The sequence below is a fragment of the Burkholderia puraquae genome (genome assembly GCF_002099195.1).
In the GTDB taxonomy this organism is placed as follows: domain Bacteria; phylum Pseudomonadota; class Gammaproteobacteria; order Burkholderiales; family Burkholderiaceae; genus Burkholderia; species Burkholderia puraquae.
In genome coordinates this window covers 376,593-395,757 of sequence record NZ_NBYX01000003.1, presented here as the reverse complement: position 1 = coordinate 395,757, position 19,165 = coordinate 376,593, and the positions used below count along the sequence as shown (strand labels likewise).

At 64.8% G+C, this 19,165-nt stretch carries 17 protein-coding genes and 1 tRNA gene; 9 read left to right on the top strand and 9 right to left on the bottom strand.

Annotation, left to right across the window (positions count from 1 at the left end; translation table 11 throughout):
- Positions 1-4: 4 nt before the first annotated feature.
- Positions 5-4,618: a DUF6531 domain-containing protein gene (locus B7G54_RS08720; RefSeq protein ID WP_244289303.1), complete on the top strand. Its 4,614-nt coding sequence runs from the start codon at positions 5-7 to the stop codon at positions 4,616-4,618.
- A gap of 552 nt (positions 4,619-5,170) precedes the next feature.
- Here B7G54_RS08720 and B7G54_RS08715 read toward each other — a convergent pair.
- Positions 5,171-5,794, bottom strand: coding sequence for a hypothetical protein (locus B7G54_RS08715; protein ID WP_244289302.1), 624 nt, complete (start codon positions 5,792-5,794; stop codon positions 5,171-5,173).
- Between the two features lie 812 nt (positions 5,795-6,606).
- Here B7G54_RS08715 and B7G54_RS08710 point away from each other — a divergent pair.
- From B7G54_RS08710 to B7G54_RS08690, 5 genes are all read left to right on the top strand, one after another.
- Entirely contained in the window at positions 6,607-7,725 is a 1,119-nt protein-coding gene (locus B7G54_RS08710) for a branched-chain amino acid ABC transporter substrate-binding protein (RefSeq protein ID WP_085038718.1), read from the top strand.
- A gap of 181 nt (positions 7,726-7,906) precedes the next feature.
- On the top strand, positions 7,907-8,833 hold the full coding sequence (gene livH / locus B7G54_RS08705; RefSeq protein WP_085038717.1) for a high-affinity branched-chain amino acid ABC transporter permease LivH: 927 nt from the start codon (positions 7,907-7,909) through the stop codon (positions 8,831-8,833).
- Positions 8,834-8,844: 11 nt separating this feature from the next.
- A complete protein-coding gene (locus tag B7G54_RS08700; protein WP_085038716.1) occupies positions 8,845-10,116 on the top strand; it encodes a high-affinity branched-chain amino acid ABC transporter permease LivM in 1,272 nt (423 codons plus the stop codon).
- Complete coding sequence (gene livG, locus B7G54_RS08695) at positions 10,113-10,886, top strand: high-affinity branched-chain amino acid ABC transporter ATP-binding protein LivG (RefSeq protein WP_085038715.1); 774 nt, start codon at positions 10,113-10,115, stop codon at positions 10,884-10,886. Before B7G54_RS08700 ends, livG begins: the two co-directional genes overlap by 4 nt.
- Entirely contained in the window at positions 10,886-11,587 is a 702-nt protein-coding gene (locus B7G54_RS08690; RefSeq protein ID WP_085038714.1) for an ABC transporter ATP-binding protein, read from the top strand. Before livG ends, B7G54_RS08690 begins: the two co-directional genes overlap by 1 nt.
- Positions 11,588-11,735: 148 nt before the next feature.
- Here B7G54_RS08690 and B7G54_RS08685 read toward each other — a convergent pair whose 3' ends face one another.
- The 3 genes from B7G54_RS08685 to B7G54_RS08675 all read right to left on the bottom strand — a co-directional run bounded on the left by B7G54_RS08685 (position 11,736) and on the right by B7G54_RS08675 (position 14,096).
- A complete protein-coding gene (locus B7G54_RS08685) occupies positions 11,736-12,143 on the bottom strand; it encodes a DUF2000 domain-containing protein (protein WP_085038713.1) in 408 nt (135 codons plus the stop codon).
- A gap of 44 nt (positions 12,144-12,187) precedes the next feature.
- A complete protein-coding gene (locus tag B7G54_RS08680; RefSeq protein ID WP_085038712.1) occupies positions 12,188-13,045 on the bottom strand; it encodes an AraC family transcriptional regulator in 858 nt (285 codons plus the stop codon).
- Positions 13,046-13,118: 73 nt separating this feature from the next.
- Entirely contained in the window at positions 13,119-14,096 is a 978-nt protein-coding gene (locus B7G54_RS08675; protein ID WP_085038711.1) for an AraC family transcriptional regulator, read from the bottom strand.
- Positions 14,097-14,141: 45 nt separating this feature from the next.
- On the opposite strand from B7G54_RS08675, the gene B7G54_RS08670 reads away from it, so the two are divergent.
- Together B7G54_RS08670 and B7G54_RS39635 are read left to right on the top strand one after the other, a co-directional pair.
- Complete coding sequence (locus tag B7G54_RS08670; RefSeq protein ID WP_085038710.1) at positions 14,142-14,891, top strand: SDR family oxidoreductase; 750 nt, start codon at positions 14,142-14,144, stop codon at positions 14,889-14,891.
- 222 nt (positions 14,892-15,113) lie between these two features.
- A complete protein-coding gene (locus tag B7G54_RS39635; protein ID WP_279628056.1) occupies positions 15,114-15,362 on the top strand; it encodes a PAAR domain-containing protein in 249 nt (82 codons plus the stop codon).
- Between the two features lie 366 nt (positions 15,363-15,728).
- On the opposite strand, the gene B7G54_RS08660 is transcribed toward B7G54_RS39635, so the two are convergent.
- Positions 15,729-15,813 (bottom strand) — tRNA-Leu (locus B7G54_RS08660).
- Between the two features lie 148 nt (positions 15,814-15,961).
- On the opposite strand from B7G54_RS08660, the gene B7G54_RS08655 reads away from it, so the two are divergent.
- On the top strand, positions 15,962-17,287 hold the full coding sequence (locus B7G54_RS08655; RefSeq protein ID WP_085038708.1) for a leucine-rich repeat-containing protein kinase family protein: 1,326 nt from the start codon (positions 15,962-15,964) through the stop codon (positions 17,285-17,287).
- 15 nt (positions 17,288-17,302) lie between these two features.
- Here the strand turns inward: B7G54_RS08655 and B7G54_RS08650 are convergent, their stop codons facing one another.
- The 4 genes from B7G54_RS08650 to copC form a co-directional block, all read right to left on the bottom strand.
- The gene (locus B7G54_RS08650; RefSeq protein WP_085038707.1) at positions 17,303-17,932 is read right to left on the bottom strand and encodes a LysE family translocator; all 630 of its coding nucleotides are present in this window, start codon (positions 17,930-17,932) and stop codon (positions 17,303-17,305) included.
- A 99-nt stretch (positions 17,933-18,031) separates the two neighbouring features.
- Positions 18,032-18,205: a hypothetical protein gene (locus tag B7G54_RS39000; RefSeq protein ID WP_165765565.1), complete on the bottom strand. Its 174-nt coding sequence runs from the start codon at positions 18,203-18,205 to the stop codon at positions 18,032-18,034.
- A gap of 31 nt (positions 18,206-18,236) precedes the next feature.
- Complete coding sequence (locus B7G54_RS08645) at positions 18,237-18,683, bottom strand: copper chaperone PCu(A)C (protein WP_085038706.1); 447 nt, start codon at positions 18,681-18,683, stop codon at positions 18,237-18,239.
- A 90-nt stretch (positions 18,684-18,773) separates the two neighbouring features.
- On the bottom strand, positions 18,774-19,139 hold the full coding sequence (copC, locus tag B7G54_RS08640; protein ID WP_085038705.1) for a copper homeostasis periplasmic binding protein CopC: 366 nt from the start codon (positions 19,137-19,139) through the stop codon (positions 18,774-18,776).
- Positions 19,140-19,165 lie beyond the last annotated feature (26 nt).

Sequence of the window (19,165 nt, the reverse complement as noted above, 5' to 3'; positions counted from 1 at the left end):
TGCAATGTCGGACACGCCGAATTACAACGAGCCGAGCGGCAGCGCACAGGAGCGCCTCGATCAGATCGCCAGGCTGGAGGACGGTGAAGCCGCCAAAGCGGCTGAGCAGCCGTTTTACGAGAACCTCAACTACGGGATGCTCGGTGCCGACGCTGGCCTGACGGCCGTTGAGGGGACGGCTGCCGGGTTGAGTGCCGCGGGTACGGCGTTGGCGGGCGGTGCAACCGGCGGCGCGGCATTGGGCGCGGGTGCGATCGCGGCGGGTACGGTGATGTTGCCGCTGGCGATTGCGGTCGGCGGAGCGTGGGCACTCGACAAGGTTGGTTTTACGGGTTGGCTCGCCGGGGAATTCACGCAGGCCGGTGATGCACTGGGCCTGACGATCGGTCGCGGCGATCCGCATCCTGCCTGCGTTGGCGACCGGATTGCACACTCGTCGGGCTTTATGGGGATCCTCGCCGGCATTGCCGTAGGGGTCGCGATTGGCGTGGCGGTGGCGGCGACCGTGGCGACAGGTGGAGTCGCCGGGGCGCTGATCGTCGGGGCGTGCATGGCGGGCGGCCTGACTCTGGGTGGTGCGCTCGCGTCAGCCAGCCAGAGCGTGGGCAGCAATTGTGGCGAGATCGTCACGGGCTCGGGCAATGTCTACTTTGAACGCAAGAAGGTGGCCCGCGTCACGGACCTCGTGAAATGCGATCACCATTCCGGCGTGCCGCAACCACTCGTCGATGGCAGCAAGACAGTGTTCGTCAACGGCCTGCCGCTGGTGCGGATCGGTCACGAGACGCACTGTAGCGGCAAGGTTAATTCTGGGCGCAACAGCATCTGGATCGACAAGACGACCGGAAACTACGGCCCTAAGAACCCCGAATTATCTGCGACGCAGGAATTCCTCGCGGGTTTGATTGGCGGGATCGTCGGCGGCGGAGTCGGAAAACTGGCCGGCAAGGGTTTGCGTGGAAAATTCCGGCCCGAACCTACCCGATCCGCTGAACAGCAAGGCATCAAGGACGAGAACCGGCCGACGTGCAAGGATCCGGTTGATCCGGTATCCGGCGAAATGTTAGAAATCCGCACGGATATCGTCATCCCCGGCATCCTGCCACTTGAGTTCAAACGACGCTATCGAACTCGGTCGGACGATCGCGGACTGCTCGGTCACCGCTGGTCGGACAACTGGTCGCAGCAGCTGACGTTCGATGGCGGCCGCTTCGTGCGATTCCACGATGGCGCCGGCCTTGTGACCGGTTTTGACGCGCCGGACATGGCACTCGACGGCATCAACCTGCGTGAACCGCGTTATCGGCTGCTCGGAAGCCGGCTCGAGCCACGCATCCTCGATCGCGATAGCCGGCAACTGCGCATCTTCTCGCCGCTTTCCAATGGACATTCGTCTCGACTCGAGCGGATCGAGGACCTCGACGGCAATACGGTCACCTTCTCTTACGATCCCACGGGCCGATTGAGTAGCCTGATCCATAGCGATGGATATCGACTGGAAGTTGCCTATCACGGACGCGACCGGCGGCCGGAGCGGATCGTTCTTCACGATACAGACGGTGGCGTTCGAACGCTGGTGGATTACGGCTACCAGAACGGCATGCTCACCCGCGTGGCGAGCTTCCAGTTTGGCCAGTTCCATTACGCGTACGATGCGCATGGCTGGATGACCCAGTGGCGGGATACGGACCAGACTGACGTCCGATACCTGTACGACGCCGCGGGGCGCGTGGTCGAGACCGGTACCCAGCATGGCTATCACACGGGCCGGTTCGTCTACGAGGCCGGCCGAACGCGCGTGTTCGATGCAGACGGCGAATGGATCTACGACTACAACGACGAGGGCTTCGTCACCGCGGTAACCGATCCGCTCGGCCATTGCACCCGCTCGGAGTGGGAACTCGGCCGGTCAATTGCGCAGATCGATCCGCTTGGCCGGCGGACAAACTATCACTATGACGATCGCGGCCAGCTGATTTCGGTCACGGAAAGCTCGGGACGTGCGATCGACTTCGAATACGATGACGCGCAGCTTCTCACCGCGGCGGGTTTGCCGAACGGCGGACGAATCAAGCTCGAGTACGACCACCTGCGGCGGTTGATCGCCCGAACCGAGCCGGACGGTACCAAGACGACCTACCGCTACGGCGCGAACGGCGAACTCCTCCGCATCGTTGCCGGCGATCGCGAAACCCGGCTCGACTACGACGACCGGTTGCGACTCACCGACATCGAATTGCCGACCGGTGCGCGCTTCCGGCGCAAGATTGACGTGCTGGGCCGGGTGCTGGAAGAAACGTCTCCCGACGGGCATGTAACTCGTTTCGACTACGCGGATGGCCCTGACAATCCGCGCGGCCTGGTGAGCGCGATTACGCACCCGGATGGCTCAGTATCGAAAGCGCGATACAACGGTGAGGGCCTGCCCGTCGAGTGGACCGATCCGATCGGGCGTACGGTTCAGCGAACCTATGGCCCGTTCGATCTGCTCACGGCGTCGATCGACGCCGCCGGTCATGCCACGCGTTTCGAGTATGACCATACGACCAGGCTGACGAAGGTCATCAACGCACTGGGAGAGACTTACACGTATCGCTACGACGCGGCCGGGCGACTCGCGGCCGAGATCGACTGGGGCGGCCGCACGGCCCAATACGAGCGGGATGCTGCCGGTCGCCTCCTCGCGAAAACGCTGCCTGATGGTGGCCAGTGGCGCTATACGTACGATAGCTTCGACCGGCTTACCGAGGTCGATGCCGGAGACGTAAAGCTCGCGTACCGCTACGACGCGGGCGGACGACTGGAATCGGCCGAGGTGCAAGGCGAACGTACTCATCTGACGCGCTTCGCTTACGACGGGAACGGACGCCTGATCGGCGAGGATCAGCACGGCGAACTGCTGCGGCACGTCTACGATGCTGATGGGCAGCGACGTCTGCGGATGACACCGCGACGGGAGACGGCCTACGCGTACGATGCGTTGGGTGCGCTGACGCAGGTGGGTGGGCTAACGATTCAGCGCGACGGCCTGGGACGTGAAACTGGTCGGCAGGCGGGAGAGTTCGTTACGCAGCAGCAGTATGACGCGCTCGGACGCATTCGCCGGCAGATCGCAGGCCCCGCCGCAGCGTTCGATGCCATGCAAGCCGACCCGGCCGGTGCGCTCGAACAATTGACGCGACAGGTCTATCACTACGACGCCGCGGGCCAACTGGAACGAGTCGACACCGACGCCGATACGCTGACGTACCGGCGCGACCCGCGCGGCCAGATCGTCTCGGCCGAAAGTCTGCTGCAGCCGGCGGAGCACTTCCGTTACGACGCGGCGATGAACATTGCCGCGCACGGGCAGCAGGCTCCCGTGGATACGCACCACTATGGTCGAGGCGGCTTGCCGGAACGAATCGGCTATGCGCGCTATCGATATGACGCACGTGGCCGCACGGTCGAGAAGACGGTCGAACAGCCCGGGTTCCGGCCGAAAACGTGGCAATACGCGTGGGATGGCCTCAACCGGCTAGTGAAGGTGGTGACACCCGAACGCGGCGTCTGGCTATATCGCTACGACGCCTTCAACCGCCGGGTCGAGAAGCAGCAGATCGGCGGCCGTGAAACCGTGAAGTTCCTATGGGACGGTCCGACGCTGGCTGAGCGCTGGATCGAGCAGCGAGACGGCACGACGGGACAGGTGGTGACATGGCATATCGAGCCAGGTAGTTTTTCGCCGCTTGCGCAGGAGACCGACGAGGGACTGTATCCGGTTTTGACGGACCAGATCGGGCTGCCGAAGGCAGTGTTCGACGAACACGGCAAGTCGGTGTGGAACGCCGCATATTCGTTGTGGGGGAAACTGCTTCCGGCTCGGCGAGCGGCGAATGATGCGCGCAGCGCGCCAATCGATACGACACTGCGCTTTCCTGGTCAATGGGCAGACGATGAGACCGGGCTAAACTACAATCTGAACCGTTATTATGATCCGGATTCGGGGCAGTATCTCTCAGTCGATCCCATCAGACTCGAGGGCGGCATTCGAACACAGGGTTATGTCCATGATCCATCGGAATATTTCGATCCGCTTGGCCTTGCTATTTGTCCGCTCCGATACGAGCGCTACAAAATGTATCGTGACGCGGGTTTCTCGGCCCAAGATGCTGCGAAAATGTCGAAAGGCATGCAGGAAGGATACTTTGCTTCGCTTATGGGTGCACGAGGTCCGAAGTATTATGACAATCCCGACGCGACGCTCGGTGCCTCTGGGTACCAGATGTGGCTTGCTCCTGCGGAAGACTATGCGGGCGTGACCAATAGAGCCGCAGCGGTAACTGCGACAGGTAAGGCTCCCAGCGTTCTTCAGTCTTATCGGACGGGTGATCCAATATACGGAATCGCTGTTCCAAAAGATGCGGTTTCTGTACGTCTCCCCGCAGCAACGGATGGGGGCGCTAACGAGCATTGGCGACCAGGTGGATATACAGGTGTTCAGAATTCGAAGACGGGAGAATGGACGAGTAGTAACGTTAGAGAGGTTATTACAGATGGTGGCAAGCCAATGCCAGAAGGCTCGGTATTTTTTGAGATGAATCCAGATGGAAGCTGGACCCCGATTAGGAGATTTTGATGCCGTGCGAAAAGTGTCGTAGCTTTGGTGGAACGAGTTCTAACTATGAATATTTGGGTATAAATATTTCCAGGCATGCGGAGTTGTACCAGTGCAAGAATTGCGGTCAATTGCTAGAAATCGTTGCGGAAGCTCGAGCGCCGTATTTTCTTACGCTTGAGCAGGCCGAAGAGCACTTTCCGGATGCTCGCAAAGCGCTCGAAAAGATTGCGCCGCGAAAGTGAGAGGTGGCGGACTGACCAAAACATCGTGGCCGGCAGGCGCTCGCCAATTGAATCCGCAGAAGGTATCTGGCTGCAACGATTAAAAGGAGAGCGTCAGCATTTCGATGGGGGTGACGAGATAAGACGTTTTATCCGTACATGAAGATCGGTGGAATGTGGCTGGTCAACGATGCTGGATTTGTTCGGGGCCGAAAGGCTCAGATCACGATTAAGCCGGGCAGGCTGATCATCACGCAGCTGTAAGAGGCAACGCCGCAGGATGCGGCTGCGCTGCACGAAGTCGCGCAGCGCGCCGGGTAGGGCAGTTGCCGCCGCCCAAAACCACGCCTCACCAGCCGATATTGCAAGACGACCGCGACGTCCCCGCCCCGCCGGTAGCCGTGCACTTCGTCCCCGCACCGTTGTCATAGAACGTCCGCGTTTCCGGTTGCGGCACCGAAGGATCGAACGGATTCGGCGCGCCATGCGGACCGCGCGGAGCGTCGTATGGCCGCTGCGGCGCATACGAACCGCCACTGCCAGCCGGCCTTGAGCCGTTAGCCCGCAGATATTCATTCCAGTTCTGCGCGCGCTGTTCATATCCAGGCACTGCGCGACCGAAACTGTCGCTGCCACCCGCACCAAGCGCGACGCGGTTCGAGGGCAATACCAAATCAGGTTCGTGTTCAGACGAAGGTGGCGGTGCGACAAGCGCATCGTTTGTCACCCGCAACGGCCGCGTATCCGGTGTATCGAACGGTGTGCGTTCCACCGGCGCAGCGTACTTCACCTGGCGGCGACTCATACGCGCCGCGTGCCCGTCATCCCGAGCAGCAGCCCGCCGCTCCGACCGAAACACATTGGCACCGGCCGACCGATCGGCCAGCGAATCGCGCCCCGAGGCATCGGCGGTGGAAACAGAAAGCGCACACGCGATCGCGGCGGCGGACGAGAGGCAGAAAGGGTGATTCATCAGCGTTCCGAAGCAGGTGATATGCAATGAGAAAAAACGGCAGATCACTGGCTGGCGGCTGGGCGACGGAGGGGCGTCGAAGCGGCCCTGAAGCGACTGCGAAGCGCGACGTGCGCGATTCACAGGAAGGCTGGCTGGATTGCAGAAGCGAATTCGTATTATTTCATAAAAATAACAATAAGCTTCCAGATGTTTAGTTTTGTACGTAAACAGAAAGATTGGGCGCCTCGATCGCCCCCCCCGAGTTGGTGCGCACCAAAGCAATCATCAGTCGATTGATTCATGGCGATCAGACCCTTGGCAGCCCGAAAACGCGCCGCACAGATTCAACAATCGTCGAAAGCCAAGCGCAGCAAGGCAGTTACCCAACCCAACGCATCCCATAGCAACCCAATTGCACCACAGGCAAACGTTCTCGCTCCCACCCGGTTGCGCCCCAGGCGCCACCACCACCCTGCAAAACCCTCCGTGTTTTCCCTTGGTCGACCGGCATTTTTGACAGACGATTTAAAAACGCCCATATAATTTCGACTGCCTTGCCAACAGCTGTCGGACCATCCCTCCGAACGAGCGATTTGGCAAGCGGGGCAGGCGAAACGCTTGCGCAATGCAAGACGCATCACGATGTCTTTCCGAACCAGACGTCCCCCCTCGGGGACTGCAAGAGCCGGGCCCCGCTACGCAACATTCCGCCGGAGTTCCGTCTTCTATGTGTCTCGGGCGTGTCCCATGTCCTCGCCCCGGGTGCTGTTCGATTGCGCAAGTCATGCCGCCTTTGCCCGTATGACTAAACAACATCGAGGAGCTCCCAGATGACGCTGTCCCGTCTTACGTCCATTTCCGTCGCCGCCGTGCTGTTCGCCGCCGGCGCCGCCGCCGCGCAAGCGGAAACCGTGAAGATCGCCATCGCTGGTCCGATGAGCGGTTCGGTCGCCCAATACGGCGACATGGTGAAGGCCGGCGCGCTGACCGCGATCGAACAGATCAACGCGGCAGGCGGTGCGGGCGGCAACAAGTTTGAAGTCGTGATGATGGACGACGCGTGCGAACCGAAGCAGGCCGTCGCCGTCGCCAACAAGATCGTCAGCCAGAAGATCAAGTACGTGATCGGCCACGTGTGCTCGGGTTCGACGATCCCCGCCTCCGACATCTACGAGAACGAAGGCATCGTGATGGTCACGCCGTCGGCCACCGCGCCGCAGCTGACGGAAGGCAAGAAGCGCCACTTCATCTTCCGCACGATCGGCCGCGACGACCAGCAAGGCCCGGCCGCCGCGCACTTCATCATCAACAACGTGAAGCCGAAGAAGGTCGCGGTGCTGCACGACAAGCAGTCGTACGGCCAGGGCATCGCGTCGTCGGTGAAGAAGGACCTCGAAGCCGCGAAGATCCCGGTCGTGCTGTTCGAAGGCATCAACGCCGGCGATTCGGACTACTCGGCGATCGTCACGAAGCTGAAGTCGCAAGGCGTCGACTTCGTCTACTTCGGCGGCTACCACCCGGAAATGGGCCTGCTGCTGCGCCAGGCGCGCGAGCAGGGCGTGAAGGCCACGTTCATGGGGCCTGAAGGCGTGGGCAACAAGGACGTGACCGCGATCGCCGGCCCGTCCTCGGAAGGCATGCTCGTCACGCTGCCGGCCGACTTCTCGGCCGATCCGGCCAACGCGGGCCTCGTGAAGGCATTCGCGGACAAGAAGCGCGACCCGAACGGCCCGTTCCAGATGCCTGCGTACGCAGCGGTGAAGATCATCGCCGACTCGATCGCAGGAGCGAAGTCGACCGATCCGACCAAGGTCGCCGCGTACATGCACAAGACGACGTTCGACACGCCGATCGGCAAGGTCGCGTATGACGCCCAGGGCGACCTGAAGGCGTTCAAGTTCGTCGTATATACGTGGCACAAGGACGCGACGAAGACCGCCGCCAAGTAAGACGGAGTACCCGCCCACGCACCCGCCCTGTCCGAGACCCGGACGGGGCGGGTGCGTATTGTCCGCGCATCTGCCCGTTGCGCGGCCACGGGGCGGCCCGAGACGACACCGTGCGTTGCGCGCGGCCACGCCGTGATCCGGCGACGGCAGGCGACATGGCGCCAACGGGAGCTTCCCGCACATGACTGACTTCTTTCCGCAATTCGCCCAGCAGCTGGTCAACGGCCTGACGCTGGGTGCGATCTATGCGCTGATCGCCATCGGCTATTCGATGGTCTACGGCATCATCGGCATGATCAACTTCGCTCACGGCGAGATCTACATGATCGGCGCGTACGTGGGCCTCGTCACCCTCACTGCAATCGGCATCTCCGCCGGCTATCCGCTGCCGCTCGTGCTCGGTGCCGCACTGATCGTGTCGGTGATCGTCACCGGGCTGTACGGCTTCGCGGTCGAGCGCGTCGCGTATCGGCCGCTGCGCGGCGGCCCGCGCCTCGTGCCGCTGATCTCCGCGATCGGCATGTCGATCTTCCTGCAGAACTACGTGCAGATCGGCCAGGGCGCGCGCGACGTGTCCGTGCCGGTGCTGATCTCCGGCGCGTTCGACATTCATCTCGGCGGCGATTTCGACGTGACCATTCCGTATTCACGCCTGATGATCGTCTGCGTGACGGTCGTGCTGATGATCGCGCTCACGCTGTTCATCTCGCATTCGCGGATGGGTCGTGCGTGCCGCGCGTGCGCCGAGGACATGAAGATGGCGAACCTGCTCGGCATCGACACGAACCGCGTGATCTCGTTCACGTTCGTGCTCGGCGCGATGCTGGCCGCGGTCGGCGGCGTGCTGATCGGGCTGACGATCGGCAAGCTGAACCCGTATATCGGCTTCGTCGCGGGCATCAAGGCGTTCACCGCCGCGGTGCTCGGCGGGATCGGCAGCATCCCGGGCGCGATGCTCGGCGGCGTGCTGCTCGGCCTCGCCGAAACCTTCGCCGCAGGCTACATGCCGGCCGAGTACAAGGACGTCGTGGCGTTCGGCCTGCTCGTGCTGATCCTGCTCTTCCGCCCGACCGGCCTGCTCGGCAAGTCGGACATCGAAAAGGTTTGAGGGAGACGCAGATGAGTCAAGTCATTTCCGTTCGCCGCCCGGCCGCCGGCGCGTCGGTCGGCCAGTCGCTGAAAAATGCCGTGGCCGCCGCGTTCCTGACGGCGATCCTCACGATTCCGGTGCTCGGGCTGCAGCTGAAGCTCGAGGGCTACCAGGTGGTGCTCACGCCGCACTGGCGGCCGGTGTGGATCGCGGTCGCGGCCGTGTTCCTGTTCCAGCTGTTCAAGCCGTGGCTCGTGCGCGCGAAATCGGCGGTGAAGCTGCCGGCGATGCCCGCGATGGGCGCGCAGCAGCAGCGCGTGATCGTATGGGTGCTGCTCGCGGTCGGGCTCGTGTGGCCGTTCTTCGGCTCGCGCGGCGCGGTGGACGTCGCGACGCTCGCGCTGATCTACGTGATCCTCGGCCTCGGGCTGAACATCGTGGTCGGTTTCGCGGGGCTGCTGGATCTCGGCTATGTCGGGTTCTACGCGGTCGGCGGCTATACGTACGCGATGCTGAACCAGTATTTCGGGCTGTCGTTCTGGGAGTGCCTGCCGCTCGCCGCGATCGCGGCCGCGACGTTCGGCTTCCTGCTCGGCTTCCCGGTGCTGCGGCTGCGCGGCGACTATCTCGCGATCGTCACGCTCGGCTTCGGTGAAATCATCCGCCTGCTCGCGAACAACCTGACGAGCCTCACGGGCGGCCCGGACGGCATCTCGGGCATTCCGAAGCCGACCGTGTTCGGCTTCGAGATGGCGCGCAGCGCAAGCGTCGAAGGCGCGAAGACGTTCCATGAACTGATCGGGCTGGAATACAGCGGCGACCACGTGGTGATCTTCCTGTACCTGCTCGCGCTCGTGCTCGTCGGCTTCACGCTGTTCGTCACGAGCCGCCTGATCCGCATGCCGATGGGCCGCGCATGGGAAGCGCTGCGCGACGACGAGATCGCGTGCCGTTCGCTGGGCCTGAACCCGACGCGCATCAAGCTGTCGGCGTTCACGCTCGGCGCGGCGTTCGCGGGCATCGGCGGCGCGTTCTTCGCGGCGCGCCAGGGCCTCGTGAATCCTGAATCGTTCACCTTCATCGAATCGGCGCTGATCCTCGCGATCGTCGTGCTCGGCGGAATGGGCTCGCAGCTCGGCGTGATTCTCGCGGCGATCCTGCTGACCGTGCTGCCGGAAGTCGCGCGCGGCTTCGCCGAGTACCGGATGCTGATCTTCGGTCTCGTGATGGTGTTGATGATGATGTGGCGTCCGCAGGGCCTGCTGCCCGCGAGCCGCCCCCACGTGGAGCTGCCGCAATGAGCGCGAATGCAGAACTGTTGAAGGTCGCCGGGCTGCAGATGCGCTTCGGCGGGTTGCTCGCGGTGGACGGCATCGATTTCGACGTGCGCCGCAATGAAGTGTTCGCGATCATCGGGCCGAACGGCGCGGGCAAGACCACGGTGTTCAACTGCGTCGGCGGCTTCTACAAGCCGACCGGCGGCGACGTCGTGCTCGACGGCCACGCGATTGGCGGGCTGCCGAGCCACAAGATCGCGTTGAAGGGCCTCGTGCGGACGTTCCAGAACATCCGCCTGTTCAAGTCGCTGACCGTCGTCGAGAACCTGCTCGTCGCGCAGCATCGCAAGGTGAAGGCGGGGTTGCTGCCGGGCCTGTTCTCGACGCCCGCGTATCGTCGCGCCGAGAAGGAAGCGCTCGAGCGCGCGGCGGTGTGGCTTGACCGGATGGGGCTGACGTCGGTCGCCAACCGGCCGGCGGGCACGCTGTCGTACGGGCACCAGCGGCGTCTGGAGATCGCGCGCTGCATGATCACCGAGCCGCGGCTGCTGATGCTCGACGAGCCGGCGGCCGGCCTCAACCCGCAGGAGAAGATCGAGCTGCAGCACCTGATCGACAAGCTGCGCCGCGAGTTCGGCGTGTCGGTGCTGCTGATCGAACACGACATGAGCCTCGTGATGGGCGTGTCCGACCGCATCCTCGTGATGGAGCACGGCCGGCCGATCGTGATCGGCACGCCGGAGGCGGTCCGCAACGACCCGCGCGTGATCAAGGCGTATCTGGGGGAAGAGTGATGCTGAAGCTGGAACAGGTCCATACGCACTACGGCGCGGTCGAAGCGCTCGCGGGCGTGTCGATCGAGGTGAAGAAGGGCGAGATCGTCACGCTGATCGGCAGCAACGGCGCCGGCAAGACGACGCTGATGATGACCGTGTGCGGCACGCCGCGCGCCTCGTCGGGCCGTGTGCTGTTCGAGGGCAAGGACATCACTGCGATGTCGACGCACCAGATCATGCGGCAGGGGATGGCGATCTCGCCGGAAGGGCGGCGCGTGTTCCCGAGCCTGACGGTGCTCGAGAACCTGAAGATGGGCGGCTTCTTCGCGAGCCGTCACGAGATCGACGACGGCATCGAGCACGTGTTCAAGCTGTTTCCGCGCCTGAAGGAACGCGCGGCGCAGCGGGCCGGCACGATGTCGGGCGGCGAGCAGCAGATGCTGGCGATCGGCCGCGCGCTGATGAGCAAGCCGCGCCTGCTGCTGCTCGACGAGCCGACGCTCGGCCTTGCGCCGCTCGTGATCGCGCAGATCTTCGACATCATCCGCACGATCCGCGACGAAGGCGTCACGGTGTTCCTCGTCGAGCAGAACGCGAACAAGGCGCTCGGCGTGGCCGATCGCGGCTACGTGCTCGAAACGGGGCGCGTGGTGCTCGCCGATACGGGCGCGAACCTGCTCGCGAACGACCGGATCAAGCAGGCGTACCTCGGCGGTTGACGCCGGATGCCGCCGGCCTGCAACGGGCCGGCGGCGCAGCCCACCCTCTTGCAGGAAGCGTGTAGCCGGATTGGCTTCATTCGTAGCAAATTCGGCTACATGGGCCCAAGCGCGGATCGAACGAAAACGGCGGCGTTGCCCGACCCGCTTACGCATGCAACGCCAGCCCCTTCACCGCCTTGTCGACGGCCTTCTTCGGCCCGTGCAACGCCAGACCGACCAGATCGGGATTCGCCGCATCCTCGGCGCGAAACACTTCGCGGTTGGCCGCGTCGTGCCCGGTCGAGAACATCGCGCGCACGTAGGGCACGATCGTCAATTCGCGCGACAGCGCCTGCCGGTGCGCGGCCTGCAGGCCGTTCAAATCGGCCGCGAACACCAGCATCGGCTGGCCCAGCATGCGGCCGTAGCGGCGTCCCGCCGCATCCTCGTAAGGCTCGCCGAGCGCTTCGGGCGCTTCGGCCGCGACGCCCGTCGCGAGAAACGCGACGACATTGAGTTTCTGCCACGCTGCGAGATCGTCGCGCACGATCAGCGCTACCTTGGTATCGAACATGATTGCTCCTCGTAGAGACGCTCATGATCGGATGCCGCGCGCGATCAGTCTGGAACGTTTGTGCACAGTTGCCGGTACGCGGCCGGCGTGATCCGGTACGCGCGGCGGAACCAGCGGCCCAGGTGGCTCTGGTCGGCGAAGCCGACGTCCGCGGCCACCTGCGCGGGCGTACGTCCGGCCGCCAGCAGCCGGCGCGCCGCACGCAGCCGCAAGCGCACCAGGTACGCATGCGGCGACGTGCCGAACGCTCGCTGGAACAGCCGCGTCAGCCGGAACCGGTCGATTCCGGCGACGCTGGCCAGCTCGTCGAGCCCGATGTTGCCGTCCATGTGTTCATGCAGCAGATCGCGTACACGCGCGATCGCGGGCGGCACGACGCCGCTTTCCAGTGCGAGCGGGCCGCGTAGTTCGCCGCCGAGCCGGATCAGCAGCCGGTCGAGCGTCTGGTCGCGCGCGAGCTTGCCTTCGTTGCCGTGGATCGCGAGAAACGCGTGCCGGATCGCATCGACGAGGCCGCGATCGTCGACGAGCGTATGGCCGAACGATGCCTCGACACCGCCGAGGCCCGGCAGGTCCAGCCGGCGCGCCGCGCGCTCGACCCACGCTTGCGGCAGGTACAGCATCCCGTAGGTGAAGCCGTCGGCTTCGGGCGCGTGGCCATCGTGCAGCGCGCCCGGCTCGATCAGGATCGCGCGGCCCGGCACGCTCGTATGCACCGACCGGTGGCACTGGAATTGCTGCACGCCCTGTTCGGTGAAGCCGACCAGCATGTCGTCGTGATCGTGCGCATCGTACGCATGGCCGTTGAAATGCGCATGCAGGCTTTCGATGCCGGTTTCCGCATCGCGCCGCGCGACGAGCCAGTGGTCGGCCGTGTGGATGTCCTTCGCGGGTGTCGTCATCGGATGTGTCGCGCGTCGTCGTTGCGTGACGAATAGTGTACGGGTGGCGCGGGGCAGGCGTGGCGTGTGCGCATCATGTTTCGTTCGCCGCTGCCCGTTCGTCGCGCGCATATTGCGCGGGTGGTCGGCCGACGTGCCGCGTGAATGCGACGCTGAAGGTGCTCGCGGAACTGTAGCCGACGCGCCCGGCGATCTCCGCGATGCGGCCGTCGTCGCGGCGGAGGAGGTTTTTCGCGAGCGCCATGCGCCATGTGAGCAGGTATTCCATCGGCGCGACGCCGACTGCGCGGCTGAAGCGTTCGAAGAAGGTCGAGCGCGACAGCGCCGCTTCCTTCGCGAGCTCGACGACCGTCCACGGGTGCGCGGGGCGCGCGTGCATCCCGCGGATCGCGGCGGCGAGGCGGCTGTCGGCGAGCCCGCGCACGAGGCCGCGCGATGCGTCCGTGCCGGCCGAGAATCGCAATGCCTCGATCAGCAGCACTTCCACGAGGCGCGACAGCACGAGTTCGCGCGCCGGCCGCTGCGCGCGCGATTCGTCACGCACCAGTTGCACGAGCGTGGTCAGGCGCGGTTCGCCACGCACGTGCACGTATTGCGGCAGCAGCGACACCAGCAGCGCCGCGTCGGGGGAACTGAAGCTGCAATTGCCGGCCATCATGCGCGTGTCGACCGGGCGGTCCGCGTCGCCGATCCGGTATTCGCCGTTGTCGAGCACGACCGGCGCGGCCGTCTCGACACCCGGCGGCGGCAGTTCGAAGCTGGATATCGCGACGCCGTAGGCAGCCGGAATCAGCACGAAATCGCCGGGCAGCAGATCGATCGGCGGATGCCCGTCGATCGCGACCCGGCACCCGCCGTCCAGGACCACGCAGTAGAACGGCTCGCCCGCGACCGTCCGGCTGATGCGCCAGGGGCTCGCGCCGTGAACGAGCTTGGAATACCGCGTGCTCGGCTGCAGCAGTGTCACGACCTCGGCTAATGGATCGATCATTGCCGGACTCTCGCAAAAGAAAATCGGATTTTCGATTGTAGCGAATACGGATCCGGCCATCTATCGTACGAACACATGCTCAACACGTCACAGGAGTGAGTTCGCATGAAGACCGTATTGATCACCGGCTGTTCCTCCGGCTTCGGCCTCGAGATCGCCCGTCTTTTCCTGGCCCGCGACTGGCGGGTCGTCGCGACGATGCGCACGCCGCGCGAGGACGTCCTGCCGCCGTCTGAGCACCTGCACGTGCTGGCGCTCGATGTCACGAACCCCGACAGCATCCGCGCGGCGATCGACGCTGCCGGCCCGATCGACGTACTCGTCAACAATGCGGGTTTCGGCGCGGCCGCACCGGCCGAACTGATGCCGCTCGACACCGTGCGCGCGCTGTTCGAGACCAACACGATCGGCACGATCGCGGTGACGGAAGCCGTGCTGCCGCAGTTGCGCCAGCGCGGGTCCGGCGTCGTCGTGAACGTCACGTCGAGCGTCACGCTGAAGGTGCTTCCGCTGCTCGCCGCCTATCGGGCCAGCAAGGCGGCAGTCAATGCGTACACCGAATCGATGGCGCTCGAACTCGAACCGTTCGGCGTGCGCGCACGCCTCGTGCTGCCGGGCCGTGCGCCCGGCACGCGTTTCGCCGACAACGCGCGCGTGCACATGCATGGCTTCGAGCACGAAGCTTATGCGGAATTTGCCGCGGCGACCTTTGCGCGCGTGGTCGACGAATCCGCGCCGATCACCCATGCGCAGGACGTTGCCGAAGCGGTGTGGCGTGCAGCGACCGATCCGTCGAGCCCGATGCGCATTCCGGCCGGCGCCGATGCGCAAGCGTGGGCCGCTGAAGCGGGCTGAGGCTCGCCGACATGGGCGTGAACCTGCTTGCCGACGACCGGTTCAAGCCGGCGTGCTGGCGGGAGTGATGCAGGGTGCCGTCGGCCTGAAACGGGCCGGCGGCGCGATGGCAGGCACGCACGTGCCTGCATCGCGGACGGATGCGGTTCGTGCTTTTCAGCATGTCGCGCTCGGCATGAAAGAACGCCGGGCGCGCTTCTGCGCGTCGTCCATCCGTCGGCCATGCATGGTCGCGCCATTGCTACCCGCACCCGATACACGAGCGCATTCATGTCTGACAAACACGTCGCGCTTGCGAGTCATATTCGTCGGCTCTGTTCGGTTGCCGTCGAGCCGCACCTCGTCATTCCTCATGTGATTGAGGCACATCCGACGCTGACGATCGGAGGCGAACGAGTCGCGCTACGTGGACACCACACCGATTGCGGTTGCGCATTGATCGGAAGTACCGCCGCGCGGGTAGGGGACTAGCGATGTGCTCGCGCTCGGCTCGCCATGGAGCCGCCTGATACGCAGGTGAAATAGATCGCTCGTGGCGACATTGCGCGCAAGGCGATGAGGGTGCTCAATTGCTTACGAGTGCGGCACGCAATCAAGTGATGAAACTAGCGGAATCCGCCATACACAGCGGGACATAGGCCGTTCGCTGCCAACTGACCGTGTTGAACTACGCGGTACCGCGGAAAGGACGCGTTGTCGCATTGGCGACGTCGACGAGTCGCTCACTCGGGACGAAGATTACTTCCGGGTCCCGCAATATCGATGTGTGTCAGAGATGCCGGTGAGAAAACACGGCTGAAGTGTCGCGATGAAGCATTTTCATCATCGGATTGATTCTGGTGCCGACGGCGAGACTCGAACTCGCACAGCTTTCGCCACTACCCCCTCAAGATAGCGTGTCTACCAATTTCACCACGTCGGCACTTCAGTACTGCAAGGGGCGCAATTCTAGCGTCACATTGCGCGTTTGTGAAGGGGGGGTGACACGATTGTGGGGCACGCGAAAGCGATCCCGGTAAAATTCGTGCGATTGATCCGACGATCATCGCAATCGCAACCGCTTTCTCTCCGTGACGACCACTCTCGAACAACTGCAGGCCGGCCAGCTGGCGGGCGCCCGGCAACTCAAGCTCGCGTGCGGGCTCACCGAATTCCCGCGCGAAATCTTCGATCTGGCGGACACGCTCGAAGTGCTCGACCTGTCCGGCAATGCGCTGTCCGCGCTGCCGGACGACCTGTCGCGGCTGCATCGCCTGCGCATCCTGTTCGCGTCGTCCAACCGCTTCACGGCATTCCCGGAAGTGCTCGGCACGTGCGCGCAACTCGACATGATCGGCTTCAAGGCGAATCGGATCCGCACGGTGCCGCGCCATTCGCTGCCGCGCGCGCTGCGCTGGCTGATCCTGACCGACAACGAAATCGACGCGCTGCCCACCGAGATCGGCGACTGTTCGCGGCTGCAGAAGCTGATGCTCGCCGGCAACCGGCTGCGCGCGCTGCCGGCGGAAATGGCCGCATGCCGCGCGCTCGAACTGGTGCGGCTGTCCGCGAACCGGCTGGACGAATTGCCCGACTGGCTGTTGCGCCTGCCGCGCCTCGCGTGGCTCGCCGCCGCAGGCAATCCGTTCGGCACCGCGCCGGAAGCCGCGGCGTCGGCCGGGCCCGGGGTCGCGGACATCGAATGGGCGTCGCTGGCCTGCGAGCAGAAGCTGGGCGAGGGCGCGTCGGGCGTCATTTACCGCGCGCAGTGGCGCGCGGACGGTCATCCGCCACGAGTGGTCGCGGTCAAGCTGTTCAAGGGCGCGGTGACGAGCGACGGCCTGCCCGATTGCGAAATGGCCGCATGCCTGCACGCCGGCCGCCATCCCGGCATGATCCCGGTGATCGGCAAGGTGAGCGGGCATCCCGACGGCACGCACGGCCTCGTGATGGAACTGGTCGATCCTGCGCTCACGAACCTCGCCGGGCCGCCGAGCTTCGCGACCTGCACGCGCGACGTGTATGCGGCCGACGCGAGATTCGAGCCGGCGGCTGCGGTGCGGATCGCGCATGGCATTGCGTCGGTGGCGGCCCATCTGCACGCACGCGGCATCATGCATGGCGACCTGTACGCACACAACATCCTGCACGATGGCGAAGGCGGCGCGCTGCTCGGGGATTTCGGTGCGGCGTCGCTCTACGATGCGAACGATCGCATGCGCGGCGCAGGGTTCGAACGGCTCGAGGTGCGAGCGTTCGGCCATCTGCTAGGCGAATTGCTCGAGCGATGTGAACCGCGCACATGGGCCGGCAGGAACGCGCTCGATGCGCTTGCGGCGGCGTGCCTGAACGAAGACGTCGCTGCGCGGCCGTCGTTCGGCGAGATCGCGGCCGAGCTGGCCGCGCACACATGCTGACGGGGTTGTGCCCGCTTACGTTTGCCGCGCAGTCAGCAGCCTGATCCCGAGCCCGACGAACAGCAGCCCGCTGGCGCGCTTGAGCGCACGCACCGCGCGGCTCATGCCGAAGCCGCGATGGAACCGGCGCACACCGGCCGAATAGACGCTGTGAACGACCACGACGGTGCACGCGATCGTCGCGTACATCACGACGAACTGCAGCGCGAGCGGGCGGTCGTGCACGATGAACTGCGGCATGAACGCCGACAGGAAGATCATCGTCTTCGGATTGCTGCCCGATACGAACAGTGCTTCGCGGAACAGTTTCCGGCGGTCGGGCACGGCGATTTCCGCCTTCCCGGCCGAAGCCGCGGCCTTGCGGTCGCCGCGCAGTTGCCGGACACCCAGGAACATCAGGTACGCGGCACCGACCACCTTCATCGCGACGAACAGCGGCGGCATCGCGGCCAGCACCGCGCCGACGCCGAGCGCGACGAGCAGCACGACCACGCCTTGCGCGACGAGGTTGCCCGCGATCGTCGCGGCCGTGCCGTGCGTGCCGTAGCGCACCGTGTTGCGGATGACGAGCAGCACGTTGGGCCCCGGCGACAGCGTCGTGGCGAGATAGGCTGCGGCAAACAGCATCCAGGTCTGAATGGACATGCGGCGCTCCGAGAGGCGGTTCCGGCGGTCGGGATGAAGCGATGATGCCACGCCAATAACGGGCGCAGGCTTGCGCCGGAACCGTGCCGTCGCCGCGCGTCAGCGCGCGTCGCGCATGCAGTACGCGGGGATCGACGGCGGCGTATCGATCGCGGCGGGCCGCGTCATCCACGCGATCCACCCGGCCCATATCCCGCAGACGAGCAGCACGGCGACGTTCAGCGGTGTCCGGTAGCGGGCGATCAGGTCGGCCAGCGGCAGGCGGTGTTTCATGTGCGTCTCCTTCGATCGGGGGCGGGTGGCGTTACTGGCCGGTGTAGGTCGGCGCCTTGGCGTCGCAGGTCACGGACACCGTCGAGCCGTCCGAGAAATGCAGCCGGAACGGCACCTTCGTGCCGGGCGCGACGGCCTGGCGCGGTTGCTCCAGCATCACGTGGTAGCTCTTCGGCTTGAAGGCCACCGTGCCGTGCGCGGGCACGTCGACGGCGTCGACGTGAACCATCTTCGCGGTGCTGCCGTTCGTCTGCGTTTCATGCAGCATCGCCATCCCGTATGCGGGCGTGTCGAGGCCCGTCAACGTGACGGGTGCGTCCCCGTCGTTCTTCAGCGTGAAGTAGCCGGACGACGGCACGGTCGCCGGCATCGCGCGGATCCAGCAGTTTTCAGCCTGCACGGCCGGCGCGGCGAACGTGGCGGGGGTTTGCAGCGCCAGCAACGCGAACAGCAGGCCGGTCGGAATCGAGCGTTTCATGGTTGGTTCTCCTTATGGGTGGATGCAGCGGATGCAAAGGGTCGTGGCGGCGACGCAACCGGCGCGGTACGCCGATGCGCATCGCGAATGTCATTTCAGCGTGAACGCGTAGTGGCCTTGCGTGCGATGGCCGTCGCTGGCCACCGCGATCCACGCGACCGTGTACGTGCCGGCCGTCAGGCTGGCCAGCGCGACGTGCATGCGCTTCCGGTTGCCGGCGTCGACGGACGATTTCCCGTCGATGACCGACTGCCCGTGGCTGTCGGTGACGGCGATCGAGCTGAAAGCGGGCTCGAGCGCTTCGCTGAAGCCGATCGTGACCGCGTGCGGCGCGGCCGAAAGCGTGGCGTCGGCGGCCGGTTCCTGCGTTTTCGGGAGCGCGTGGGCCTGGGCGGCCTGGATGACGACGAAGCCGAACGCGGCGAGTGCGCCGCGAACGAAAGGGGCGGTTTTCATGGTTGGGTGTGCGAGTGGCGAATCGG

Excerpts from the sequence above, each read along its gene's own strand:
- B7G54_RS08720 (WP_244289303.1), top strand. The coding sequence starts at position 5 with ATGTCGGACACGCCGAATTACAACGAGCCGAGCGGCAGCGCACAGGAG.
- B7G54_RS08715 (WP_244289302.1), bottom strand. The coding sequence starts at position 5,794 with ATGAATCACCCTTTCTGCCTCTCGTCCGCCGCCGCGATCGCGTGTGCG.
- B7G54_RS08710 (WP_085038718.1), top strand. The coding sequence starts at position 6,607 with ATGACGCTGTCCCGTCTTACGTCCATTTCCGTCGCCGCCGTGCTGTTC.
- livH (WP_085038717.1), top strand. The coding sequence starts at position 7,907 with ATGACTGACTTCTTTCCGCAATTCGCCCAGCAGCTGGTCAACGGCCTG.
- B7G54_RS08700 (WP_085038716.1), top strand. The coding sequence starts at position 8,845 with ATGAGTCAAGTCATTTCCGTTCGCCGCCCGGCCGCCGGCGCGTCGGTC.
- livG (WP_085038715.1), top strand. The coding sequence starts at position 10,113 with ATGAGCGCGAATGCAGAACTGTTGAAGGTCGCCGGGCTGCAGATGCGC.
- B7G54_RS08690 (WP_085038714.1), top strand. The coding sequence starts at position 10,886 with ATGCTGAAGCTGGAACAGGTCCATACGCACTACGGCGCGGTCGAAGCG.
- B7G54_RS08685 (WP_085038713.1), bottom strand. The coding sequence starts at position 12,143 with ATGTTCGATACCAAGGTAGCGCTGATCGTGCGCGACGATCTCGCAGCG.
- B7G54_RS08680 (WP_085038712.1), bottom strand. The coding sequence starts at position 13,045 with ATGACGACACCCGCGAAGGACATCCACACGGCCGACCACTGGCTCGTC.
- B7G54_RS08675 (WP_085038711.1), bottom strand. The coding sequence starts at position 14,096 with ATGGCCGGATCCGTATTCGCTACAATCGAAAATCCGATTTTCTTTTGC.
- B7G54_RS08670 (WP_085038710.1), top strand. The coding sequence starts at position 14,142 with ATGAAGACCGTATTGATCACCGGCTGTTCCTCCGGCTTCGGCCTCGAG.
- B7G54_RS39635 (WP_279628056.1), top strand. The coding sequence starts at position 15,114 with ATGCATGGTCGCGCCATTGCTACCCGCACCCGATACACGAGCGCATTC.
- B7G54_RS08650 (WP_085038707.1), bottom strand. The coding sequence starts at position 17,932 with ATGTCCATTCAGACCTGGATGCTGTTTGCCGCAGCCTATCTCGCCACG.
- B7G54_RS39000 (WP_165765565.1), bottom strand. The coding sequence starts at position 18,205 with ATGAAACACCGCCTGCCGCTGGCCGACCTGATCGCCCGCTACCGGACA.
- B7G54_RS08645 (WP_085038706.1), bottom strand. The coding sequence starts at position 18,683 with ATGAAACGCTCGATTCCGACCGGCCTGCTGTTCGCGTTGCTGGCGCTG.
- copC (WP_085038705.1), bottom strand. The coding sequence starts at position 19,139 with ATGAAAACCGCCCCTTTCGTTCGCGGCGCACTCGCCGCGTTCGGCTTC.